General features: G+C 41.7%; 3 protein-coding genes. All 3 read right to left on the bottom strand.

The features are described from left to right. Positions 1–4 precede the first annotated feature (4 nt). Genes ACFSR3_RS05800 through ACFSR3_RS05790 form a run of 3 tightly spaced genes read right to left on the bottom strand, consistent with a single transcriptional unit; the run spans position 5 to position 22,786 of the window. Positions 5–13,942, bottom strand: a complete 13,938-nt coding sequence (locus ACFSR3_RS05800) for a T9SS type B sorting domain-containing protein (protein ID WP_379820129.1) — start codon at positions 13,940–13,942, stop codon at positions 5–7. 54 nt (positions 13,943–13,996) lie between these two features. Continuing rightward, complete coding sequence (locus ACFSR3_RS05795; RefSeq protein WP_379820128.1) at positions 13,997–16,021, bottom strand: PorP/SprF family type IX secretion system membrane protein; 2,025 nt, start codon at positions 16,019–16,021, stop codon at positions 13,997–13,999. A gap of 3 nt (positions 16,022–16,024) precedes the next feature. After that, complete coding sequence (locus ACFSR3_RS05790) at positions 16,025–22,786, bottom strand: T9SS type B sorting domain-containing protein (RefSeq protein ID WP_379820127.1); 6,762 nt, start codon at positions 22,784–22,786, stop codon at positions 16,025–16,027. Positions 22,787–23,504: the final 718 nt, after the last annotated feature.

Genomic DNA, 23,504 nt, shown 5'->3' with positions numbered 1-23,504 from the left:
ATTTTTATCTGTAAATAGTGAAGTGTCCTACAAAGCTTCTGTCGTCTGCATCTCCAAGTTTAACAAGGTACCAGTAATCTCCTGTTGGCATCGGATGTCCGTCATAAGTACCATCCCATTCCTGGCCTTGTCTTAGTGTAACAAGTTTACGTCCGTAACGGTCAAATATCTCCGACTTGATATCTGGGTAATTTTCAGTGTTACCCGGTGACCATGTATCGTTTTGTCCGTCTCCGTTCGGGCTAACCACATCCGGAAGTATTACATCAATAAACTCAACAGTTATATTAACTACTCGTGTACATCCTCTGGCATCGGTTACAGTTATTTCATAAGTACCGCTCGCATAGTATACAAATGTGTTTTTAGTACCCATGCTGTTACCGTCAAAAGTATACTGGTAAGGACCCTCGCCACCTACTACAATAGCTTTAACCTCGTTCAGTCCGCTTTCTGTTACTGATAATGCCAGATCCGGAACACTTGTAATATTGAATGATACAATATCCGTACATCCTGTTACTGTATTTACAACCTCTACTTCGTAGTTACCATCCTCCAGGTTAGTAAACACGTTTGATGTTTGCGTAGGGCTATTACCATCTTTAGGACCTACTATGTTATAGTTAAGTTCTGCCGGATTAATAGCGCTGTTAGTAACAATAGTAACCGTGTTCTGATCACAATTATAAACTACCTCTGCTCTTGCATCGATATCATCTGGAGAAATCAATACAACATCATGTGTAGCCGTACAGCCATTTGCATCCTGAATATATACAGTATATGTACCTCCGTCAAGGTTATCAAACAATGTCTGACCCGAAACAAACGGACCGTTAACATCAAGGCTGGTTGCATAAGGAGCGTTTCCACCCGCTATGGCAATCTCGAATGCCGCATCGTTATCGTCAACACAAGTCTCTGGAAGGTTCATCACGTCAGTAACCGTTATTACTGCCGGCTCGCCTATTGCAGGGAAGTTAGTAAAGTCTACATAACATCCGTACTGATCCTGTACCCTGATAGTATAAGTTCCGGCAGGTAATCCTGTAAACACAGGGTTGCTTGTCATTACATAATCCGGAGAGATTCCGTAGCTAAGTGAACCTGTACCTCCTGTTGCGACAACAGTTAGTGTACCATCGGCATTACCGTTACATGTTGCATCTACCGGTGTAACCGAAGTTACTGTGATAGGCACACGTGGCTGAACTGTAAATGCGAAGTCTTTTTGACATCCGTTAATATGTCTCACAGTATAAACATAGCTGCCTGGTGCAAGTTCCCATGTATGGTTAGGATCAAAATCCTGAATCAGCGTTCCTGTAGATGTCTCAAGTTTGTATTCCACATCGTTGATAATCGCATTAAGAGTGGCTGTTACCGTATTTACCGGTGCATTGTTTACACAGCTTAATACAGTCTGGATATTAGGAACAAGGTTTACACCTTTTTCTATAGTTACCTGAACTTTAGCATAACAACCATTAGCATCTCTTACATAAACATCATATGGTAATGCACGACCGTAAAGACCAGCGAAGTCAGGAGTTGCACCCGCATTGTATGGCTGGAAGTTAGCCGGAGAGTCTAGTGCCACATAATATGGAGGCACACCACCAGTAATCGACGTAATATCGATAGCACCATCGTGAGCATTCACACAGCTTTCATGCTGTCCTACTGCTGCTGCAATAACAAGTTGCTGAGCAGGTTCAGTTATGGTAATCCATACCGAAGTGTGACATCCCATAGCATCTTTAACATGAATCTCATAATCACCGGCTAAAAGGTCGGTAAATGTATTCGACGGGCCATAGAATGCTGTAGGCCATATATCCCATGTAATTGCATATTGAAGCGGACCTGTACCTCCTGTTGCATTAACTACAGCAGAACCAACATCCTGACCGTGACACGCAATATTAGTTACGGTTACATCAGCCGGAGTAAGGTTAATAGGTATTACCGGAGCAATTGTAAACGGTGCCGTTGTTCTCGAACATCCCTGAGTATGTACAACTGTTACAGTGTGTGGCACTGCAGGGTTAAGCTGCTGAACAAAAGTATTTGATGCCTGAGGTGCTCCTCCATCAAGTGAGTAGGTTACCTGACCTACAACCGATGGATCTACACTTACCACTACTGTTACCATATCACACTCCTGTGTTGTTGAAACAGTTGGATTAATCACTATACCCGTAAGTACTGTTGTTGTAGAAGAAACGGTACAACCGTTAGCATCGGTTACAACAATAGTATAGTTACCTCCACCAAGTCCGTTGAACACGATTGGTGTTCCCGCAGGTGCTGCAGGTACAGGTGTAGCTGCTCCCCCGTTAAGGCTTGCAGTATATGGTGCAGTACCACCCTGAGGCATTACTGTAATACTACCATTATTATCTCCTAAACACTGCTCATCAGTATGTGTTGTCGTAGCAGTTACTGCCGAAGCAGGCTGCGTAATTGTGAACGACTGTGTAGTTGTACAACCGTTAGCATCGGTTACCATTACGGTATAAGTACCGGCTGTAAGGCCTATAGCCGTAGCGGTAGTTTGTACAGGAGTTGTATTCCAGCTATAAGTATAGGCTCCTGTACCTCCTGTTACGTTTACTGTAGCCGAACCTGTTGCAGCAGCATAACAAAGAACATTTGTTTGTGCTCCTGCTGTAGCAGCAAGCGCTGCTGTAGGTTGTGTTATCGTGAACGACTGGGTAGTCGTACATCCGTTAGCATCGGTTATTGTTACTGTATATGTACCAGCTGTTAGGCCTGTAGCCGTAGCGGTAGTTTGTACCGGAGTTGTATTCCAGCTATAGCTATATGTTGGAGTACCTCCTGTTACATTTACCGTAGCTGAACCCGTAGCATTACCAAAACAAAGAACATTTGTTTGTGTACCACCTGTTGTAGCAGATAGTGGTGCCGCAGGCTGCGTAATGGTGAACGACTGCGTTGTCGTACAACCGTTAGCATCGGTTACCGTTACTGTATATGTACCTGCTGTAAGGCCGGTAGCAGTAGCAGTTGTCTGAACCGGAGTTGTATTCCAGCTATAAGTATAAGCTGCTGTACCTCCGGTTACGTTTACCGTAGCCGAACCTGTTGCATTACCATAACAAAGAACGTTTGTTTGTGCTCCTGCTGTAGCAGCAAGCGCTGCTGCTGGTTGTGTTATCGTGAACGACTGGGTAGTCGTACATCCGTTAGCATCGGTTATCGTTACCGTATATGTACCTGCTGTAAGGCCGGTAGCCGTAGCGGTAGTTTGTACCGGAGTAGTATTCCAGCTGTAGCTGTATGCTCCTGTACCACCCGTTACATTTACTGTAGCGTCACCTGTAGCATTACCATAACAAAGTACGTTTGTTTGGGTTCCTGCCGTTGCAACTAATGCTGCGGCAGGTTGTGTTATTGTGAACGACTGGGTAGTCATACATCCGTTAGCATCAGTTACTGTTACTGTATACGTCCCTGCTGTAAGGCCTGTAGCCGTAGCGGTAGTTTGTACCGGAGTAGTATCCCAGCTGTAGCTGTATGTTGGAGTACCTCCTGTTACATTTACCGTAGCTGAACCTGTAGCTGCACCAAAACAAAGAACATCTGTTTGGGTAGCACCGATAGCAGCTGATAGCGGTGCAGCAGGTTGTGTTATCGTAAACGACTGTGTAGTCATACATCCGTTAGCATCTGTTACAGTTACTGTATATGTTCCTGCTGTAAGGCCTGTAGCTGTAGCAGTTGTTTGTACCGGAGTAGTATCCCAGCTATAGCTGTATGTTGGAGTACCTCCCGTTACATTTACTGTTGCATCTCCTGTTGCATTACCATAACAAAGAACGTTTGTCTGAGTTCCTGCCGTTGCAACTAGTGCCGCAGCCGGCTCTGTAATGGTGAACGACTGTGTTGTTGTACAACCGTTATCATCAGTAACTGTTACTGTATACGTACCTGCTGTCAGTCCGGTAGCCGTAGCATTTGTCTGAACCGGTGTAGTATCCCAACTGTAAGTATAAGGCACTGTACCTCCGGTAACGTTTACGGTAGCATCTCCGGTAGCATCTCCGTAACAAAGGATGTTTGTCTGAGAGTCTGCTGTAGCCGCAAGCGGCGCAGCCGGTTCAGCAATAGTAGCTGTTACCTGAGTCTCACAACCAAGGTTGTCATCCATTATGCTCACTGCATAGTTACCTGCTGCAAGATCTGTAAACACTCCTGTAGCCTGGTAAGTACCAAAGACAAGCGGAAGAACATCTGCATCTGCAATAGCATAGCTAAGTGTTCCTGTACCGCCTGTTGCTGTTACAGTGATCTCTCCTGTAGCATCACCAAAACAGTTTACATCTGTTGTTGCTGTTACCGAAGCAGAAATAGCAATATATGTATCAATTACAAAATTATCTGTTTGTATACAGGTAAGGTTCGAAACCGGAACAATGTGTCTTGCATAAGCAACATAAGTACCCGGTGCAAGGCCAACATTTGTAAATATATTAGACGCCTGATAGTTAATACCATCTATAGAGTAGGTTACGTTAGCCGGATCTACTCCAGGAATAATAGTAATGGTAACATCGTTATTAGGCGAGTTAGCCACACATGTTGGTGTTACCGTAGCCTCAGGAGCCATATCTACTCCCGGTAGGATAGGCTGCTCCATAGGAGGGTTAAGGCTACATCCGTTCTGGTCTTTTACATATACTGTAGTAAGTCCTGAAGGTAGTCCTGTCAGCGTATATGAAGTACCCGTTACAGGAACATAAGTAATATCATCGGTACTGATCTCATAAGTACCTGTACCACCCATAAGTGATACCTCAATAATACCATCACCGGCACCAAGACATGCTTCATCCTGAACATAATCAATGGTAGCCTCAATCGGATCCGGTTGCGTGATCGTAATAGTCTCTAAATAGAAACAGCCATTCGCATCCTGAGTAAGTACATCATAAGTTCCTACTGTTAGCGGATAGAATACATTACTATCAAAGAACTGGTCAAGATTTGGCGAAATTGCATATTGCATAGGGGCAGTTCCTCCTGTTGTATTAACGGTTATACGTCCGTTAGTACTGTTAGGACCATCGAAACATAATATATTTTCAACAGTGAAAGTCACAACCAGCGGATCCGGCTCTGTAATATTTATTACTGGAGATGTAAGTTCACAATCGCCGCTGTTTACACGAACATAATATGCTCCTGCCCCAAGATCTTCAAATTCACCTGTAATATTAGGTCCTGCCACAACAGCGTTCGCTGCGTCTACAAGAGTATACTGATAGTTACCTAAACCACCTGTAGCCAGTGCAAGTATGTAAGCATTGTTTACACCGTTACAGTTAACTTCGGCAGCATCAAGGTTAAGGTCAATATTTAATGCCGGAACAGGATCGATAGTAACTTCATTTGTAAGTACTACATCACAACCGTTATTGTCTCTTACCTGGTACTGATATGTACCTGCTCCGTTAACCGGAATTGTAACTAAATAAGTACCACCTGCATTGTTTGAAGGGTTCCAGGTTGTACCACCGTCAGTACTAAACTCATACGGAGCTGTACCGCCTACACCTTCAATTGTAAGTTCGGCCCCTGTAAGACATGAAAGCTCATCTGTAAGCGAAAGTGTGCCTATCAGCTGATCCGGTTCTGTAATCGTTACAGTCGGAGTTTCAAATGGTCCACAGTTCCATCCGTCAATAACCGTTATGCTGTATGTTCCTGCGCCATTATTATTAAATATTGGGCTTAACTGAGCACCTGTGCTGCTCTCTATTGCAGTACCCGCAGCGTCGTAAGTATTAAGTATGTACTCATACGTACCCTGTCCGCCTGCTACTGTTATAGCTTCAATAGTTACAGTCTGGTCATCTTTACAAGCCACAGCTGTAGCTGAAGCCGAAATATTAGCCGTGATAGGGGCAATCGGAGCTAATGTAACTGTATCAACAGCATTATCACATCCGCTTGAATCCCTCACCGTAAGTTCATAATCTCCCGCAGGAAGACCTGTAAACTGGTTGTTTGTGGCAAATGCCTGAATAGTCGTAGATGTTGTTGTGTTTACCAGCTGGTATTCATATCCACCCCATCCACCTGTAGCAGATACGGTTATTTCACCCTGGTCGTTAGTACACTGAACGCTGCCTGTTTGTGTTGCAATTGCAGTAAGTACATCGGCAGGTGCATCAACATTTATAGCTGCTGAAACAGCATCACAGAAAGGAGTTCCTGTTGCTATAACCCTTACCGTAAGGTTGCCCGAAGGTACACCTGTAATAGTAAACGGATTCGCTACAGTTACATCACCACTTCCTGAAGCTACTATTGTAGTACCGTCAAGTACTTCATAGTTGTAAGCATCATTATAATTCTGAACATCTATAGTTATAGTACCTGTACTAGACCCCTGACAGTCTACCGGAGTAGATGCCGTAGCCTCAACTTCTATCAGGTCAAAATCATTAATAATATAAGGATCAGTAGTTATTTCACATCCTGTACCACGGTCGGTTACCCTAAATACATAAGTACCCGGTTCTGTAAGGTCAAAGTTCTGGCTGCTTACGCCAGCGCCCGGTTGTTCTATCTGGCTACCATCAGGAAGAAGCTCAAATGTGTAGTTGCCCGACCCACCTGTTACAGTAACTGTAACTGTTTCATCGTTATTACACGTTATTCCCATTCCCGGAACAAGAGTTACAACAGCATCCGTCATAACCGGAAGCGGATCGATAGTTACCGTTTCAGTAACCACACAACCATGAGCATCCATCAGGTATAATGTTACGGTCTGTTGTGCTCCTGTATCTGTAACATTAAAAGTATTATCCGGTGCATCGTTGTATACTGAACCATTTATACTGTATTTGTACGGAGCTGTTCCTGTAGTTGCAACTGCATCAAACGTAACTGTTGCAACAGTAGGTGTATTGTCTGCCGGATTACAAGCAGATGGTGTTACTACAATTCCAGGTACATCTATAGCCAGCTGAGAAGGCTCAACTATTGTTACTGTAATTTGTTCTGTACATCCTTTACCCGATGTTACATCAATAGTATAAGTATTTGCTGCTAAACCTGTAAACTGAGGTGTTGTTTGTGGCGTACCTCCGTTTAGCGAGTAAGTATAAGGAATATCAGTATTGGTAGCTGCTAAATAAACATTTATAACACCATCTGATTCGCCGTTACATGCTACATCTACCTGATCAAAAGTGATATCAGCCGGAAGGATCTCAATAGCATCCTCCAGTGTTACTGTAACTGTTTCATCACATAATGTAGTCGTATCGGTTATAGTTACCGTATATGTACCATGAGGAAGTGCTGTAAACAGCGGGCTTGGCTGAGCCGCCACATTAACAGGCCCTGCAAGCTCATAAGTATAGTTTCCTGAGCCACCATCGCCTTCTGCTTCAATCTCACCGTCATTATCAGCACATGCTGGCTGAACTGTAGGCTGTGCAGTTACGCTTAGAGGAGGATAAATAGTAACCGATACCGGTGCTATCATAGTACATCCGTTAGCATCCATAACCTGTACAGTGTGGTTACCGGAAGTCAGATCAGTATAGGTAAACGGAGCCGTTTGAGCTTCGAAAGCACCTCCGTCAAGGCTATAAGTATAACCACCTGCATTACCTGCCGTCTGGGTTACATCAATACTAAAGCCTCCTTCAGCAGCACTACACTGTATTCCCGGAGTAATTACTGCGGCAATTACCGGAGAAACATCTGTAGGCAATGTTATTGAGAAAGGTTTTATACAGTCGTTGGCATCTTTTACATATACAATGTAGTTACCACCTTCCGTATTAAATACCGGCGAAGCCTGTCCTGCCCATGTAGCTTCAGTAGGTGCAGGAGCCGCAGCTGCAAGCAGCTGGTATGAATATGGAGCTGTACCAAATGAAGCCGAAGCCATAATGATACCTGCATTAGTATCGCAATTGTCGTTTTTAGTTACTACAGCCGATGCTACAAGCATTGTTGCCGACTGGTTGATTTCAAAACTTGCCGATGACTGGCTACATCCTGCAACTGAACCATCAATTTCAGTATAAACGATTACGTAATCGCCAGGAGCCAAATCGCCAGGGATGCTAGTAACCGTAGTTGAAGTTCCTGTTGTAGGAATAGTAGCTGTTATACCTGTTGTAAGGTTTGAAGGAGACCTGAAAATCTCATATTTAACCTGGGTAGTCGTAGCGCTGTATCCGCTAAATGTAAATCCTACATTACCATCAGCTTCACCAAAACACGTTACGTTATTTGGTATAATCGTAGTTGTTGTAATTGTAGAGTTTGTAGGTATCGGGTAATCTGCCTGCTCAAAATAGTAACAATCGGTAGTAGTATCCCATACCACAAAAGTATACAGAACACCCGGTATAAGGTTATTGAATGTCGCTATTGTAGGAGTACCTGCATCTGCATCTTTATAGTCTGTAGCTACGTTAGCAACAAACGGCAGGCTGCTTTGCGTTAGTATTGCAAATTTATATGTACTACCAATGATAACTGCACCTACCTCTACAGTAGCTGTACCTCCGTTAACACAATCTACCGTTGAGCTAACATCAATATCAAGTGCATTTGGCGGAGATGCAATTACAATATTATTTATTGTAGAAGTACATCCGTTAGCATCCGTTACCTCGATGGTATAGATACCATAGTTTACAATCATGAATGTATATGGTGCACCGTTCATATTTGTCTGAACCGGAAGTACATCGCCAAAGTTATTACTTACAGTATAAGTATAAGGAGCGACACCACCTGTAACTCCGCCACCAAAACCTACTACGATCTGACCGTAAGCAATACCTCCCGGATTATTACATGAAATATCGGTTTTATCATAGTTAAAGGCAATCGGATCCGGCTCATCAATATATTCTGTATGTGTTACTGTACAGCCATTAGCATCAGTTACGGTAACCGAATAATTACCTTCCGGCAGTCCGCTTACCTGCGTACCGTAAGATGTTGAAGTGTCAGTGTTTGTAACCGCAATGGTATAAGGAGCAAGTCCTTTAGTATTATCAATATTTACAGTAAGGGCACCAGTACTGGCTCCGTTACATAAAATATCAGTAGTTGGCCCGAAAGCAAATTCAGGTTGTACCAATGGCGCTACTGTTCTTACAGGCGTTGTTACTGTACAACCCGCCGCATCAGTAATACGGAACTGGTAATTGCCCGCTGTAGCTGTGCTATATGTAAACGAACCTGTTACCGTTACCGGTGCAGCATATGTAGTACCTCCATCAGTTGTTACTTCATACGTATATGAAGCTTGTCCACCACCTATAGTCACTGCAATCTGAGCATCGGTTGGAGCCGGCACACAGGTAATTCCTTTTGTTAAAGATGTTGAAGCCGTAAGCTGAGCGTTTATTGTTCTGGTTACGGTTGTTGTGTTAGTACATCCGTTAGCATCCCTTACTGTAATAGTATGGGTACCCGCTGGAAGATTATTGTAAGTAGTACCATCAGCTGCTGTACCCGCAGCATAAGCTGCACCATTAAGGCTGAACTGGAATGGAGCTTTACCTGTTCCCGCAGTTACTTCAACAGTAATGAAAGATGAAGGAAGACAAAGATCTGAACCGGTAACTGTAAGTACCGGAGGCCCGTCTGCCTGAATAGTAAAGCTTGCTGTTGTTACAGTACATCCGTTACCATTTAGGTCGGTTACCGTGATTTCATATGTTCCAGGTGCAAGATTTGTAAACGTAGGTGAACTCTGAGGTGCACTTGGTGTTGTACTTGGGCTTGGGCCAGTAATAGTGTATATGTTACTACCCCATCCGCCTGTAACGTTAGCCGTTGCAGTTCCTGTTGCTACTGTACAGGTAGGCTGTAAAAGCGTAGTTGTAACCGCAAGAGCAGCAGAAGGTGCTGTAACTGTTACAGATGCTGAAGCCGTACAGTTTGTAACAGGATTTGTTACTGTTAGCGTATAAGTCCCTGCCGCAATGTTATTAAAGAATATTGGGTTTGAACTAGCTCCATTTACCGTACCCGGAGTGATTACCGTAGCTCCCGCAGATGAAGTTATCGTATAATTGTAGGTTGACCCAATACCACTTATATTAAAGCGTATTGCTCCTGTAGAAGTACCTATACAGGCAACTGGCTTCATCAAATAACCTATTACGCTTGCAGGTGTGATTGGATTTACAGTGAAGCTTCCTGTACGTGTACAGCCATAGCTATCTGTAACCAAAACACTGTATGTATTTGGTGCAAGGTTGTTAAATACACCTGTAGTATTTGAAGCAGCTGCCGAAGCCGGAGCTGTAATTGCATACGTAAATGAACCTGTACCACCTGTAGCGGTAAGTGTTACATTCGATGTTTGCGATGGACATGTTACTGGAGTCTGAGAAACATTTATCGCTGTAATTGCAGGTGGTGCAGTAACCGTTACCGATGCTGTCTGGAAAGTACATCCGTTAGCATCTTTAACCGTTACATGGTAAGTACCTGCTGCAATATTTGTAAATGTTTGAGACGTTCCAAATGTAGTACCATTTATGCTATACTCATAAGGTCCTGTACCACCCGAAGCGTTACCTACTGTAATAGTAGCATTTGTCACACAGGTTAACGGGGCTGTTATAGTTGGCGTTGGCGCTGTTACAGCTGTTGCCGGAACAAGCGTGAAAGTGCGTGGAATTCTACAAACATTAGTTGGTGTAGTTTGTATAACATCAACAGTATAAGTACCCGGTGCAAGGTTAACAAAACTACCGGTTGTACTAGGTGTTACTGTTCCAGAAGAATCTGTAAGTTCATAAGTAATACCCGATCCTGTAGCTGTTACGGTAATAGTACCATTGTTTTCTCCCAAACATTTAGGGTTAGTAAATGCAGTAGTAATGGTTGGCGTAATAGTAGTAATTGTAACGGCATTAGAGTTAACCGTACAGCCATTAGCATCTACCACTACAAATACATAAGTACCTGCATTGGCGGCAGTAACCTCATAAAGCCCATCAGAGAAATAAGGCTCTGCAGGATTGTATACAACTCCATCTTTGCTGTAAGCGGCAAAGCTATATGGTGCTTTACCACCTGTAGCCGTAATTCTTATTATCCCCGGATCACACGTTATACCTTGTTGTACAACTGCTGTAGCCTGAGGGTTGCTGTAATCGTTTATTGTTACTGTCCTTGTAAGAGTACATGTACCGTTGTTTACAACAGTAACAGTATAAGTACCCGGTGCAAGGTTATTAAACGTATAAGGATTGCTATTATTGATCCATGGCGAAGTTATCGTAGCAGGACCGGTAATAGTGTATTTGTATTGCTGGTTAGGATTTACAAACTGTAATCCAAGTGGCTGAATTGTTATACTTGCAGGATCAGTAGTGCTACATGTTTTATCAACAACTGTAATGGTAGCATCTAAAGTTGCATTGGTCATACCAAGGTTACCTATTGTAAACACACAGCCATCGGTAACACCTACCTGACGGATCTCTACATAATAAACACCATCTGCGTTTACGGTATACGTATCATTGGTTGAATATGCCTGAAGTATAGCACCGGTAGACTGGTTTCTAAACTGGTACTCATAACCCGCACCTACGTTTGTTACCTTAATTTCTCCCGGAGAGCCACATATCCTGCTCTTAATTACATACTGAGGATTTAGGTTGTTCTTATCTACATTAAAATAATAAACAGCCTGACAACCTAAGTTATCGATTACCAAACGGTATTCACCGGCGGCATTCGCAGTATAGCTGGTACCTGTCTGTAAAAGTGTCCAGCTTGATTCAGGACATGCATTGTGAGGACAGTTTGCAGGTAGTGCTGTATTACATGTAGCTGTGTTAAGCTTGTACCATCTTGCAGTACCTACTACAGATCCTGCAGATAATAAACGCTCATCATTAAGCCCACATAAAAATATATTAGTCATCACTATACCATTATTGGCACATACGGCAGTTTTATCTGCCTGAGCAATAAGTGGGTTTGGAGGAAGAACCGTAGACAAAACAACTGTAAAATGTTCTTCTATCCCAATACATGGTGCAGTCGGCGTATTAATTACATAATACTCTGCCGGAACATTAACGATTACCGATTGAGAGTTACCAATAGGAACGTCTCCTCCCGGATCTTTTCTGAACCATGCATAACCGGCATAACCGGCACCTGCAGTAAGCGTTAAAGTAGGTCCACAAAGTGTTACGGTACTTTGATACTGACATAATGAAACATCAGCAAGGAAGTTTACCGGCCCCGGTGCTGCATTACATGCAATAACAGAAACACTCGGGTCATCAGTAATTTGAGTTGTATTTTCTACACCTCTATAAGTACCATACGCCGAGTTTTGTATAATATTAGAACAATGGTCGGTAAACTCATTACAGTCACTCGCTACCCTAACTTTGATTCTTATGGTGTATTGCCCACCACCTTTTTTTATCTGGTTATTGTTAGAAACATTAAACAAGATCGTTCCCGGTGTTGGGAAAGTATAGGTCACTCCCGGAGGAAGCGGAAGCACTACCTCTTCAAAAACAGTATTGGCAGGTAATACATCACGAATTGTAAAGTTTTGTGCGTCATCATTACCATTATTCTGATAGGTAATATCATAATATAAAGATTCGCCCAAATCAAGCGGAGCCCCGGCAATATTGGTGCCCGCCATATTTTTTACAGTTTTGGTAAGAACAATTTTCGGTTCAATAACCTCAACCGAAAAAGTAGACAGGAAAGCACCATAACCGTCACCGCTCGTAGTTAATTTCAAAGCAGCTCCAGTAGTACCATTTGGTATTACGCTATTCTTATCCCCGTTTGCTTTTGGTGGATTCGGAATATCAAACATGTCCAGATCAAATCCGAGTGTATTGGTGCTGGCAGGATTCCGTGTGGTAACATACGCCGCATCCCTTGTAATAGTCGAGTTAAAGAAGTTATTTACAGGATTCAGAGCGTTTGACAATGCTGTCTCCGGAGCACTTGAAATATTTGCTTTTATGCTCAAACCATCACCTGTAGTATTTAAGTCACCCTCAAGTGCTCCGATACCAAAACGTGCCTTAACATCAAAAGGCGCAGGAAGTGTTGTAAATCCTGTTACATTGTAAGTTACGGTATTACTTGAACCAACTCCTGAATATCCGTCAAAAACAGACACAAATTTACTAGGAGTATTAGCATCACCATTCTCATAAATAATTACAAGAACCCATCCACCGGCACATCCTCCGTTTCTTTGACCTCTTGTAGCCCTTACGTTGGCAACAGTATATTCACCTTCGGGCTGCGCCAGTCCCTGTACAAGGCTGGTTACATCCTTATAACAAATAATAGGACAGTCTTTAAAAGAAGAATTCAACTGACCATTAGGGTTACCATTGTTATACCCAAAACCATCAAATATTGTAGTATCTGCGGTAAGGTTAGTATAAGTAGTAGCTAAAGGAAATTTTATTTTAACATCCCTAAAGTTATAACGTTGCGCATCTGTCGCACCATTACCCGGCGTAAAATTTTGCCCGCTGTTAGTACTCCTTTCAAAAGGATAAATAGAGGCCCAGTATAAACCTGCATAGGCCACACGATAACAGTTGCTCGTGGTAGGCCATACTAAATTGGCACTACTGGAACTGAATATTTCTCCGGGAGTAGATGTGGGGGCAACGTTAATATACTCCATCGTCTGGCCGTTATTATCACCTCCTGAGTTAAAAGCTGTGTTAGGATTTGGAGACCGGTTAAGTATATTGTTCCCCACAAATATAACGTCCCCCTTTATCCTCATGCTTCCACCCGGGAGCCTGGGAGCAAATGGAACGGCATTTTGTGCCATTACGCCCAGCGAAGATAAAAGCACTCCGAGAAGTACAACGATCCTAAGCTTTAAAAATGTAAAGTTACGCATTGGTTTTTTTTTGTTTTTAGTTGATTTTGGTATTCTTCTTTGGTAAATTCTTTCTTAATTATTGATGCTCATAATCCAGATGGAGTCAAAATAAGTATTGTCAACATTCGAATAATAAGAGATCAGGGCTTCTCTCCATGTAGCATGCTTTTTCAGGTATACATACCACATGTTGTTTTTAGGATTCAGGAATACTCCTGCTTTAATACCTCTCTCGCTCATTTTGTTTATAAACTTCTCTACGTTTTCCTGCGTAGAGTAAACATTAGCGATAATGTAATATCCGGAGTCCATCCCATCTACATTGGCCCTATTAACTTTTTTGATCGTTTCCCTGGGTTTAGAGGTCTTATCTGAGTAAAACTCTTTAATATCCTCCTCCGTTTTCAGGTTCTCGCTCTTTGGCTCCTCAGCTATGTTGGCCGGGGCATCCGTTGTCCTTTTTTGAGCATCTCTTTCATTTTGTAAGGTGTTAGATTTTTCTTTGGCTGCAATCTCTTCTTCCAGTTCAGGGTTAGGGTTATTGTCTACATGCACTATGTATACCCCTTTCCTTTTTCCGGAAGCTTTTTTCTTCTCCGATGCATTTGCTGCTTCGGTAAAAGATTTATGTTTTTCAATTTCTACCGTCTTATCACTGTCTTTGGCCTTCGCATCCTTAGAAACTACATAATAACCATCTTCGGCATGTTTTAGGTCTTCCAGTGTTTTTGGATCGGTTATCCTTTTATTCTGTCTTATATTTTTCAGTTCGATAGGCTTGTTTTCTCCGGCATTCTCTTTAGCCGCTTTCTCCCTCTTTGCATATTCCTTAAGGTTCTTCACCTTTTTGTCGAACTCAGCTTTTTTAATCTTATTCATAGAGTCTTCTTTAATAAGTGCATCCAGAAGGTGCATACTCTCAGGATCAAGATCCATTTTCAGCTTTTCAATTTCAGCTTTATTATCAAAATCAGCCTTAGCAATTTTCTCGGCGGCCTTGTCTCCTTTTTTTCCTGCCAGCTTTTCGGATAGTTCATCTGCAATGCTGTCTTTTAATGCAAGCGCTTCTTCACTTTCTTCGGCCAGACTATCTTTAAGTGCCGCTGCTTTTTCTAATTCAGCCAGCGTATCTTTAGGTTTTCCGGCTTTTTCCTTAAGCAGGTCTTTTCTTGCTACATCCCTGTCTTTTAAACAAAACACCATTGTTATCTCATGGGTCGGCCCAAGATTTACCAAGCCTTCTTTAGTGATTGTTTCATATGTATATCCCAATGAAAGCTTTTTGGTAAAGTGAAAACCAAGTCCTATTGCTATACCATAATAAGGATCAGTACCAGCCTGCGCCCACCCTATCCTTGGGACATTCATCAGTAACGAACCACCTACCCCAAAACCATCAAGTTCAGTATTTTTAGCACGTAGCATAACTCTGAACTCACTATCCTGAAACAGGTCTTTAAGAGCCATAGGGTGCGTATACATTACATGTCCTGAGAATGTTTTATTAGTATACTCTTCAGACATATCTGCCGATTTAAAATCATACTCAATCAGGTTTTCGGCATAAAAACCAAAATCAAACTGTTTGTACTGTACGTTAATACCCGGTTTGATACTTACAAGCGAATTATTTCGCATTGCCATTACCAGCGGATCAGGTTCAGCAGTAATAGTTCTGTTCTTATTAATCCCACTATTATAATAAGCTACATTAAAACCCAGGGTAACATCAAATTTTTGTTTGATTTTTACATTATACGCATAGTTGGCAACACCACCCCAACTGTTTATTACCCCAATGGTTTGCTGGAAAAGCCCGAAACCAAATCCGGCTCTTTCGGTAAATTTTCCGGTATAGGCCAACATATACACCTTAGGTGAATCGTCATACTGAACCCACTGGTTACGGTGGTAAAGCGATACATATCTGTTATCTTCTCTCACAAACGAAAATGCCGGGTTTAATAAAAACCTGTTGAATTTTAAATTGTTTTGCGGCTGCGGGCTAAATGTAAGTACAGGGGCATCCTGTGCATATAGCCCATTAAATGCGGTCAGAAAAACCAAAAGAAGTAAAGCAAAGTATTTTTTTATCATTCTTTATTTCACAATGGTTATCGAACCTCTTCTGGTTACTACATTCTTTTCCATGATCGTGTAATAATACACTGAACTTTTTCTTGACCATTCAAAATCTTCTTCCGGCCAATTATTATTATAATGCGTTTGCTTAAGTACAATGGTACCGTCTGTTCCATACACCACTACTTCTGTATCATCATTCAGGTATTTTAACGGAATAGCCCATTTATCATTGATACCATCGTTATTTGGCGAGATAAGGTTAGGAATGGCAATAAGTGTATTTTCAACAATTGATACAAAGAATGCCCTTGTAACCTCACACTCACCCACCACTACTTTCATTTCGTAGCTTCCCGGCTCTGTAATTACAATATGGTCATCATGTCCTATCACTACACCATTTTTGTACCATGTATATTCGTCTGCTCCGTAAGCCGTAACTGTCATGCTTGTTCCTTCAGGAAGATCTACTTCAGGACCAACGCTTATGGTTATCTGCTCCATGTCAAATGGTTCCAGAACCAATTCGTTAGAAGAAATGGTACAACCATTATAAATAACCTCAAGATGATACGTTCCTACTTCACTAACTGTAATAGACGAGTCAGTTCCTGTAAGGATACTGTTATCGTTACGATACCAGGTATACAGGTAATCGTGGTTAGTAACATTACTGTAAATGGTTACTTCGGTACCTTCTGTACAGAATATTTCGTCCATAGCTATAGTAACATTTTCAACAAATGCAAGCTGAATAGCAACCCCATTTGAAGTAACGATACCAAAATCAGGGATATTTACTTCAAGCGTATAGATACCTGTCTGAGTAGCCAGATATGTTATCTGTGTAGCACCCGGAATAATACCGCCGTCTTTATACCACTGGTAGGCATATCCAAAATTGTTATTAATAAGATCTACAATTCCTGTATCGGTAACAGCCTTAAATTCGGTAATAGAAAGGTTTACCTGTGTACTGATACAGCTTTGGTAATTCTGGTAACCAATGGTAAGTGCAAATCCTGAAGGGTTAGTAAGATCAAAAGTCACCTCTTTAGAAATGATACAATCCTGGTTTTGTGTTACTACTACTTTATATTCACCAGCCAGTGTCACTGTAACAGACGAAGTTGTTGCTCCTGCAATAACAGTTCCGTTTCTGTACCATACAAATGTTGGTTGTAATGCATCAGTAGTCACCGAAAGCACTTTGGTTTGACCCGGTATAATAATATCTGTAACTGCAGAAGTAGCTGTAAGGCTAAATGTGCTTTGTTCAATAGTTAGTGTGTTCGATGTAGTAGTACAACCTCCGGCAGTTACTTTTACCGAATAAGCTCCCGGTTCTGTAGCGATATAAACAGGATTTGTACCTGTACTAACCGAAGTACCGTCTTTAAACCATTCGTAAGTATACGACGGATCGGTAATATTGCTGGTAAAGGTTACCTGAGAACCTGCATCACATAATGTTCCTGATGAAGTTATGCTAACAGCTCCTGCGCCAAGGCCAAGTGCCACTGTAATATTATTTGATACAGCCGGTGCAAAATCAGGTATGGTAGCCTCTACCCTGTACACCCCGTTTTGCGAAGGGTTGTTTAATGTTAGCGTTGCCGATGTTGCGCCCGGTATTGCCACATTATCTTTATACCATTGATACTGGTATCCTATTGAAGCCACATTAATATTACCTGATGGCGTAAGCGCAATAAAATTAGATATGCTAAGTGTTACCGTGCTGCTTGTACATGCAGTATAAGAAGGTCCTGTAGCACTTGCCAGCTGGAAGCCTGTAGGGTAATTAAGCACAAATATCTTTTCCTGAGTAGCGGTACAGCCCGAAGTTTGAGTTACCACCACTTTATACGTTCCGTTTTGCGTTGCTGTAAGTGTTGCAGATGTTTCTGTAAGCAGCACATTATTTCTGTACCATGTATATGTAGGTGCAGCAGCATCGGTAGTTACGGTAATTATTTTTGTCTGACCCGGAAGGATAATATCTGTTGCAGGGCTTGTACTGTTTATTGCTATAACTGCAATCTGAAGTGTAACTGCATTCGACTGGTAAGTACAGCCGTTAAATGTTACTGTCTGATAATAACTACCTGCTGCCGAAGCTGTATATGACGACGCATTAGCTCCGGTTTCAGCCACCCCATCTTTGTACCACTGGTAGCTATAAGAAGGGTTTGTTGTATTCGATGTAAGTGCTACCGTCGATCCCTGGCATAAAGGCCCTGCTGCTGTAATAACAACCGGATCTATAGCGAGCTTAACAATTACTGTATTGGAGAATATTGGGCTAAACTGCGGTATGGTAACCTGTAGTTTATAATCTCCACTATCTGTCACACCATTCAGTGCCAGGGTAACCGAAGTAGCTCCTGCAATAGCAACATCATTTTTATACCACTGATATGAGTAACCCGGTACGTTTACAACAATATCTCCTGTAGGAGTTTGCGCTGTAAAGGCCGTAATAAGCATTGATGTAGAAGCACTCGTACATTGTGTATACGTTCCATCGGCAGCAACAGTGATCTGGAAGCCCAAAGGATACTGAAGCGTAAATATTTTTTGTTCAACTGCAGCACATCCTGCTGTTTGTGTTACCACTACTTTATAATCACCATCCTGCGTTGCGGTAATTGATGCTGAAGTTTCACCCGGTAACAGCACATTGTTCCTGTACCATTCATAAACCGGCAATACAGCGTCGGTAGTAACCGTAAGAGTTTTAGTAGCACCCGGAAGTATAGTATCTATAGTAGGGTTAGTACTACTTACAGTGATTCCTGAAACGATTACATTCAACACGTTTGACTGAGCTGTACAACTACCTGAAGTAACAACCAACTGATAATTGCCCGCCTCACTAACAGTATAGGTAGGAGCATTTACCCCGGCAACAGCTACACCGTCTTTAGACCACTGGTAAGTATAAGCCGCGTCAGTTATGTTTGATGACAATACAATCGTTGAACCCTCACAAAGCGTTCCACTCTTAACAATAGTAAGACCTCCGGTTGGTATTGCGATATTAACATTAATACTGTTGGAATTTACCGGGGCAAAATCAGGTACATTTACAACTACTTTATAACTTCCGTTTTGCGAAGCATTATTCAGGAACAGGGTTGATGCTGTAGCACCCGGAACAGGATTACTGCCCTTATACCACTGATAAGTATACCCAAGCGACGAAACGTTTACAGGTCCCGAAGGTGTTGTTGCTGTGAACGAACTTATACTCAATGTTACCGAGTTACTCACACATGGTGAGTAAGCCGCGTTGGTAGTAATGGTTAAGTTAAATCCTGACGGATAAGTAAGCACGAATGTTCTCTCGGCAGTAGCAGCACAACCTACGGTTTGTGTAACCACTACTTTATAAGTACCATCCTGTGTTGCGCTATAAGTAGCAGCGGTAGCTCCCGGTATAACCACGTTGTTTCTGTACCAAACGTATGCTGGCGAAACAGCGTCGGTAGTAACACTAAGTGTTTTAGGCTGACCCGGCATAATGATATCTGTAGCCGGATTGGTAGTATTTACAGTAATACCGGAAACTACCATGTTTATGGTATTAGACTGTACTGTACAGGTACCTCCGGTAACCACAAGATAGTATGAACCTGCTGTGTTAACGGTTATAGAAGGAGAAGTCTCTCCAGCTACAGTAACAGTATCTTTAAACCACTGATAAGTATATCCAGGATTAGTCACATTTGAAGTTATGGCAACGCTACCCCCTGCGCAAAGACCTGAAGCATTTGTTATCACTACGGCTTCGACAGCAAGATTGATCGTAACATTATTAGACACAATTACTCCAAAAGAAGGAACTGTAGCCTCAAGCCTGTAAGTACCGTTATCAGATGCACTGCTTACAATAAGCGATGCAGATGTTGCTCCTGGTACAGCCACGTTATTTTTATACCACTGATAAGCATAACCTAATCCCGCAACATTTACATTGCCTGAAGGCGTAGTAGCCGTAAACGCAGAAAGGCTTACAGTTGCTATAGTACTGCTACAAGCGGTATAAGCTCCATCTGCTGCAATCGAAAGATTGAGCCCTGAAGGGTAATTCAATACAAATGTACTTTCGGCAGTCGCAGCACAACCCACCGTTTGCGTTACCACTACTTTGTAAGTACCATCTTGTGTTGCACTATAACTGGCAGAAGTAGCACCCGAAATTACTACGTTATTTCTGTACCAAACATACGTTGGTGAAGCAGCATTTGTTGTTACATTTATTGTTTTAGGCTGTCCCGGAAGTATTACATCGGTAGCCGTTACATTAAGATTAATTGAAATTGTAGCTTCCTGAAGCGCAAACACAGGTGTTTGGGTTGTACATGTACCTCCCGTAACCACAACATGATAGTTGCCCAGTGTATTTGCAGTATAAGTAACCGCTGTTGCACCAGGAATCAACACTGTATCTTTATACCATTGGTAGGTATAGGTTGGGCTGTTTACGCTTGCCGATAAAACCACCGATGAGCCTGTACAGAATACAGCATTACCGGTAACGGTAATAGGCTCCATTGCCAGATTTATTACATAATCATTAGACGATACAGCAGGTACATTAGGTATGGTGGCAACAAGTTTATACGTTCCGTTTAGCGATGAGCTGTTTACCGTAAGGGTAGCCGCTGTTGCACCCGTTACCGGTACATTATTCCTGTACCACTGATAAGCATATCCCATAGATGCAACGTTTACGTTTCCTGATGGAGTTTGTGCTGTAAAGCTAGATATCACAAGAGTTGCCGTAGTACTTGTACAAGCGGTATAACCCGGTGCAGGTGCTATGGTAAGCGTAAATCCTGATGGATAATTAAGAACAAAAGTAGCTTCCTTAGTCGCGTTACATCCTATAGACTGTGTAACCACTACTTTATAAGTACCGTCCTGAGTTGCGGTATACGAAGCCGAAGTAGCCCCCGATATAGCCACATTATTTCTGTACCATGCATACTGAGGCCCATTAGCACTTGTAGTAACCGTAAGGGTTTTAGTCTGCCCCGGAATAATAACGTCAGTAGCAGGATTGGTGCTGCTTACTGTTATGCCGGTTACACTTACATGTATGGTGTTAGATTGTGTAGTACAGGTTCCTGACGTAATTCTCAGGTAATAATCACCCGCTGCATCGGCAGCCAGTGTAGATGTTGTTATTGCCGGTATTAAAATACCGTCTTTATACCACTGATATATAAAGGAAGCATCGGTAACATTAGAAGTAAGTGCTGCGATGGCACCTTCACAAATAGATGTAGGTCCGCTAATGGTAGCATTAGCAACACCAAGATTTACAGTAACTGCATTAGATTCCAGCTCCCCGTATCCCGGCATTGTTACTTTAAGTACATATGAACCATTATTTGCCGCATTATTTACAATTAGCTGACTGCTTGTAGCACCTGCCACTGCCGTACCGTTTCTAAACCATTGGTAGGCATAACCATAACTGTTACCTATAAGGTTAGTTGTAGTTGATCCCGAAATGGCATTAAAAACAGATATATTAAGTGTAGCCGATGTACTTGTACAAGACTGATAACCGGCTGCGGTCTGGATAGCCAGATCAAAGGTTTCAGGATAAGTAACTTCAAATGTAGCCACTTTAGTAATGTTACACGGAGTAGGTTCTGTCACCTCTACCTTATATGAACCTGCCTGAGTAGCATTGTAACTAATTTGTGTAGCACCATTAATAACCGCATTATTCCTGTACCATTTATAGACAGGACTCTGAGCGTCGTTTACCCCGGACAGGATAACCGTTTGGCCGGGAATGATTACCGACGCAGCAGGTGGATCCGGTGCTATGGAAAAATCTATAAGATCAAGGTCAATATCGTTAGTTATAAAAACACAGCCACCACCTGTTATCATAAGGTGGTAAATTCCATCAAGGGTTGCCTGATAGCTGGTTTGCGTAGCGCCCGGTATAACTGAATTATTTCGATACCATGTATATGTAAAAGAAGGATCGGTTACATCGCTGGTGAGGGTTTTTGTCCCTCCCGGACACAGCACATTGGTTCCGTCATTTGTGGTAATTTGTGGCGTGAGTACTGTTTGTACATTCACAGTAACAACGTTAGACTGCGAACTATATACGCAACTTCCATAATTTGTTACCGCATAATAACTACCGGCCTGTGTTACCGGAATAGAAGCTCCCGTCTGACCCGGTATTTCTACAAAGTCCTTATACCACTTATAAGTAAGCTGTGGATAGTACAAAGGAGAAGCCGGTGTACCTGTATTAGTAATAGCAAGGTTATAACTGTTGCCAGAGCACAGGTTTACAACACCCACATTATTATTAATGGCGAATGGCTGGTTATGCACTGCATAATAAGCAGGAAAAGCAACACTGGAACCACTAGTTTTTACCGGAGCAGAACTCCTTACCCTTATTTTATAGCTTTCACCATAAGCATTGGTAGGCATTGACACGTTTACAGTATAAGGCGGAGTTCCGTTTGGCACGGTCGCCAAAGTTACCGGAGCTGTAAAATTGCCGGCTGCATTAGAAAGCTCTACTGTAAACACATTCGCTGCAGTAAAACTGCCTGAGGTTACATTTACATTAAAAGAAACCTGAAAAGTGTTAAACGTAGATGAAGCACATGCCTGTGTAAACGCAAACTGAGGTGTAGTAATAGTCTGCGCGTTGGAATACACGCCAAAACCTAGCCATATAAAAAAGCTAAATATTAAATAAACTATTTGTTTTACTTTCTTCATTTCAGTAATTGATCATTGCACGAATATCAACTTTCGAGACTAAACCTATGTAAACAAATTCTTATCAAAAATTAAATTCGACAAAAGGAAATAAAAACACGACCAAATCATGAAGCATATTTACTTTATAAATCATTTTTTTACAAAACTTTAGAATTTAATTAACAGCAGCCATTTTTACTATTGTTACACATATAACAAAAACAGCATGTTTTTTGATTTATTTACATTTTTTCATCATCTCTGTTGTATTTTTTTATTTAAACTTTATACCAGATTCATGTTAAATTATTTAATATTTAAATAATCAACACCCCGAAAAATTGTAAGTTTTTTTAGCAAAGCGCATAAAAAGGTGAATTTTAACACTTATAATACGTCAAAACCGATTTTTTTATCAATACAGTTATTAACAATTACATATGTTGAAAATCAACGAATTAGACACTAAAACATGAAGAACCTGCAAAAAACCGGGGGATAATTTTTGGCAGAAAAGCTTTATACTAAGTTAACTTTTTTTATTAATTAATGAGAATTTTCCGCATAATTATTACTTAAGAAATTTTATTTGGAAATTAAATATGATATCGTGTCAAAAAAATAGTTTATAAAAATGTTAATAACTATTCTTACAAAAGCATACTAGGCGTAATTTGAATATTCAATAATACAGGCATAGTATTATGATAAGATGATTCAGGATCTCATTAGTTTG

The sequence above is a fragment of the Flavobacterium suzhouense genome (genome assembly GCF_042684765.1).
Taxonomy (GTDB): domain Bacteria; phylum Bacteroidota; class Bacteroidia; order Flavobacteriales; family Flavobacteriaceae; genus Flavobacterium; species Flavobacterium suzhouense.
Note: the sequence above shows the minus strand (reverse complement) of the source record. Positions and strands in the feature narration are given on the sequence as shown.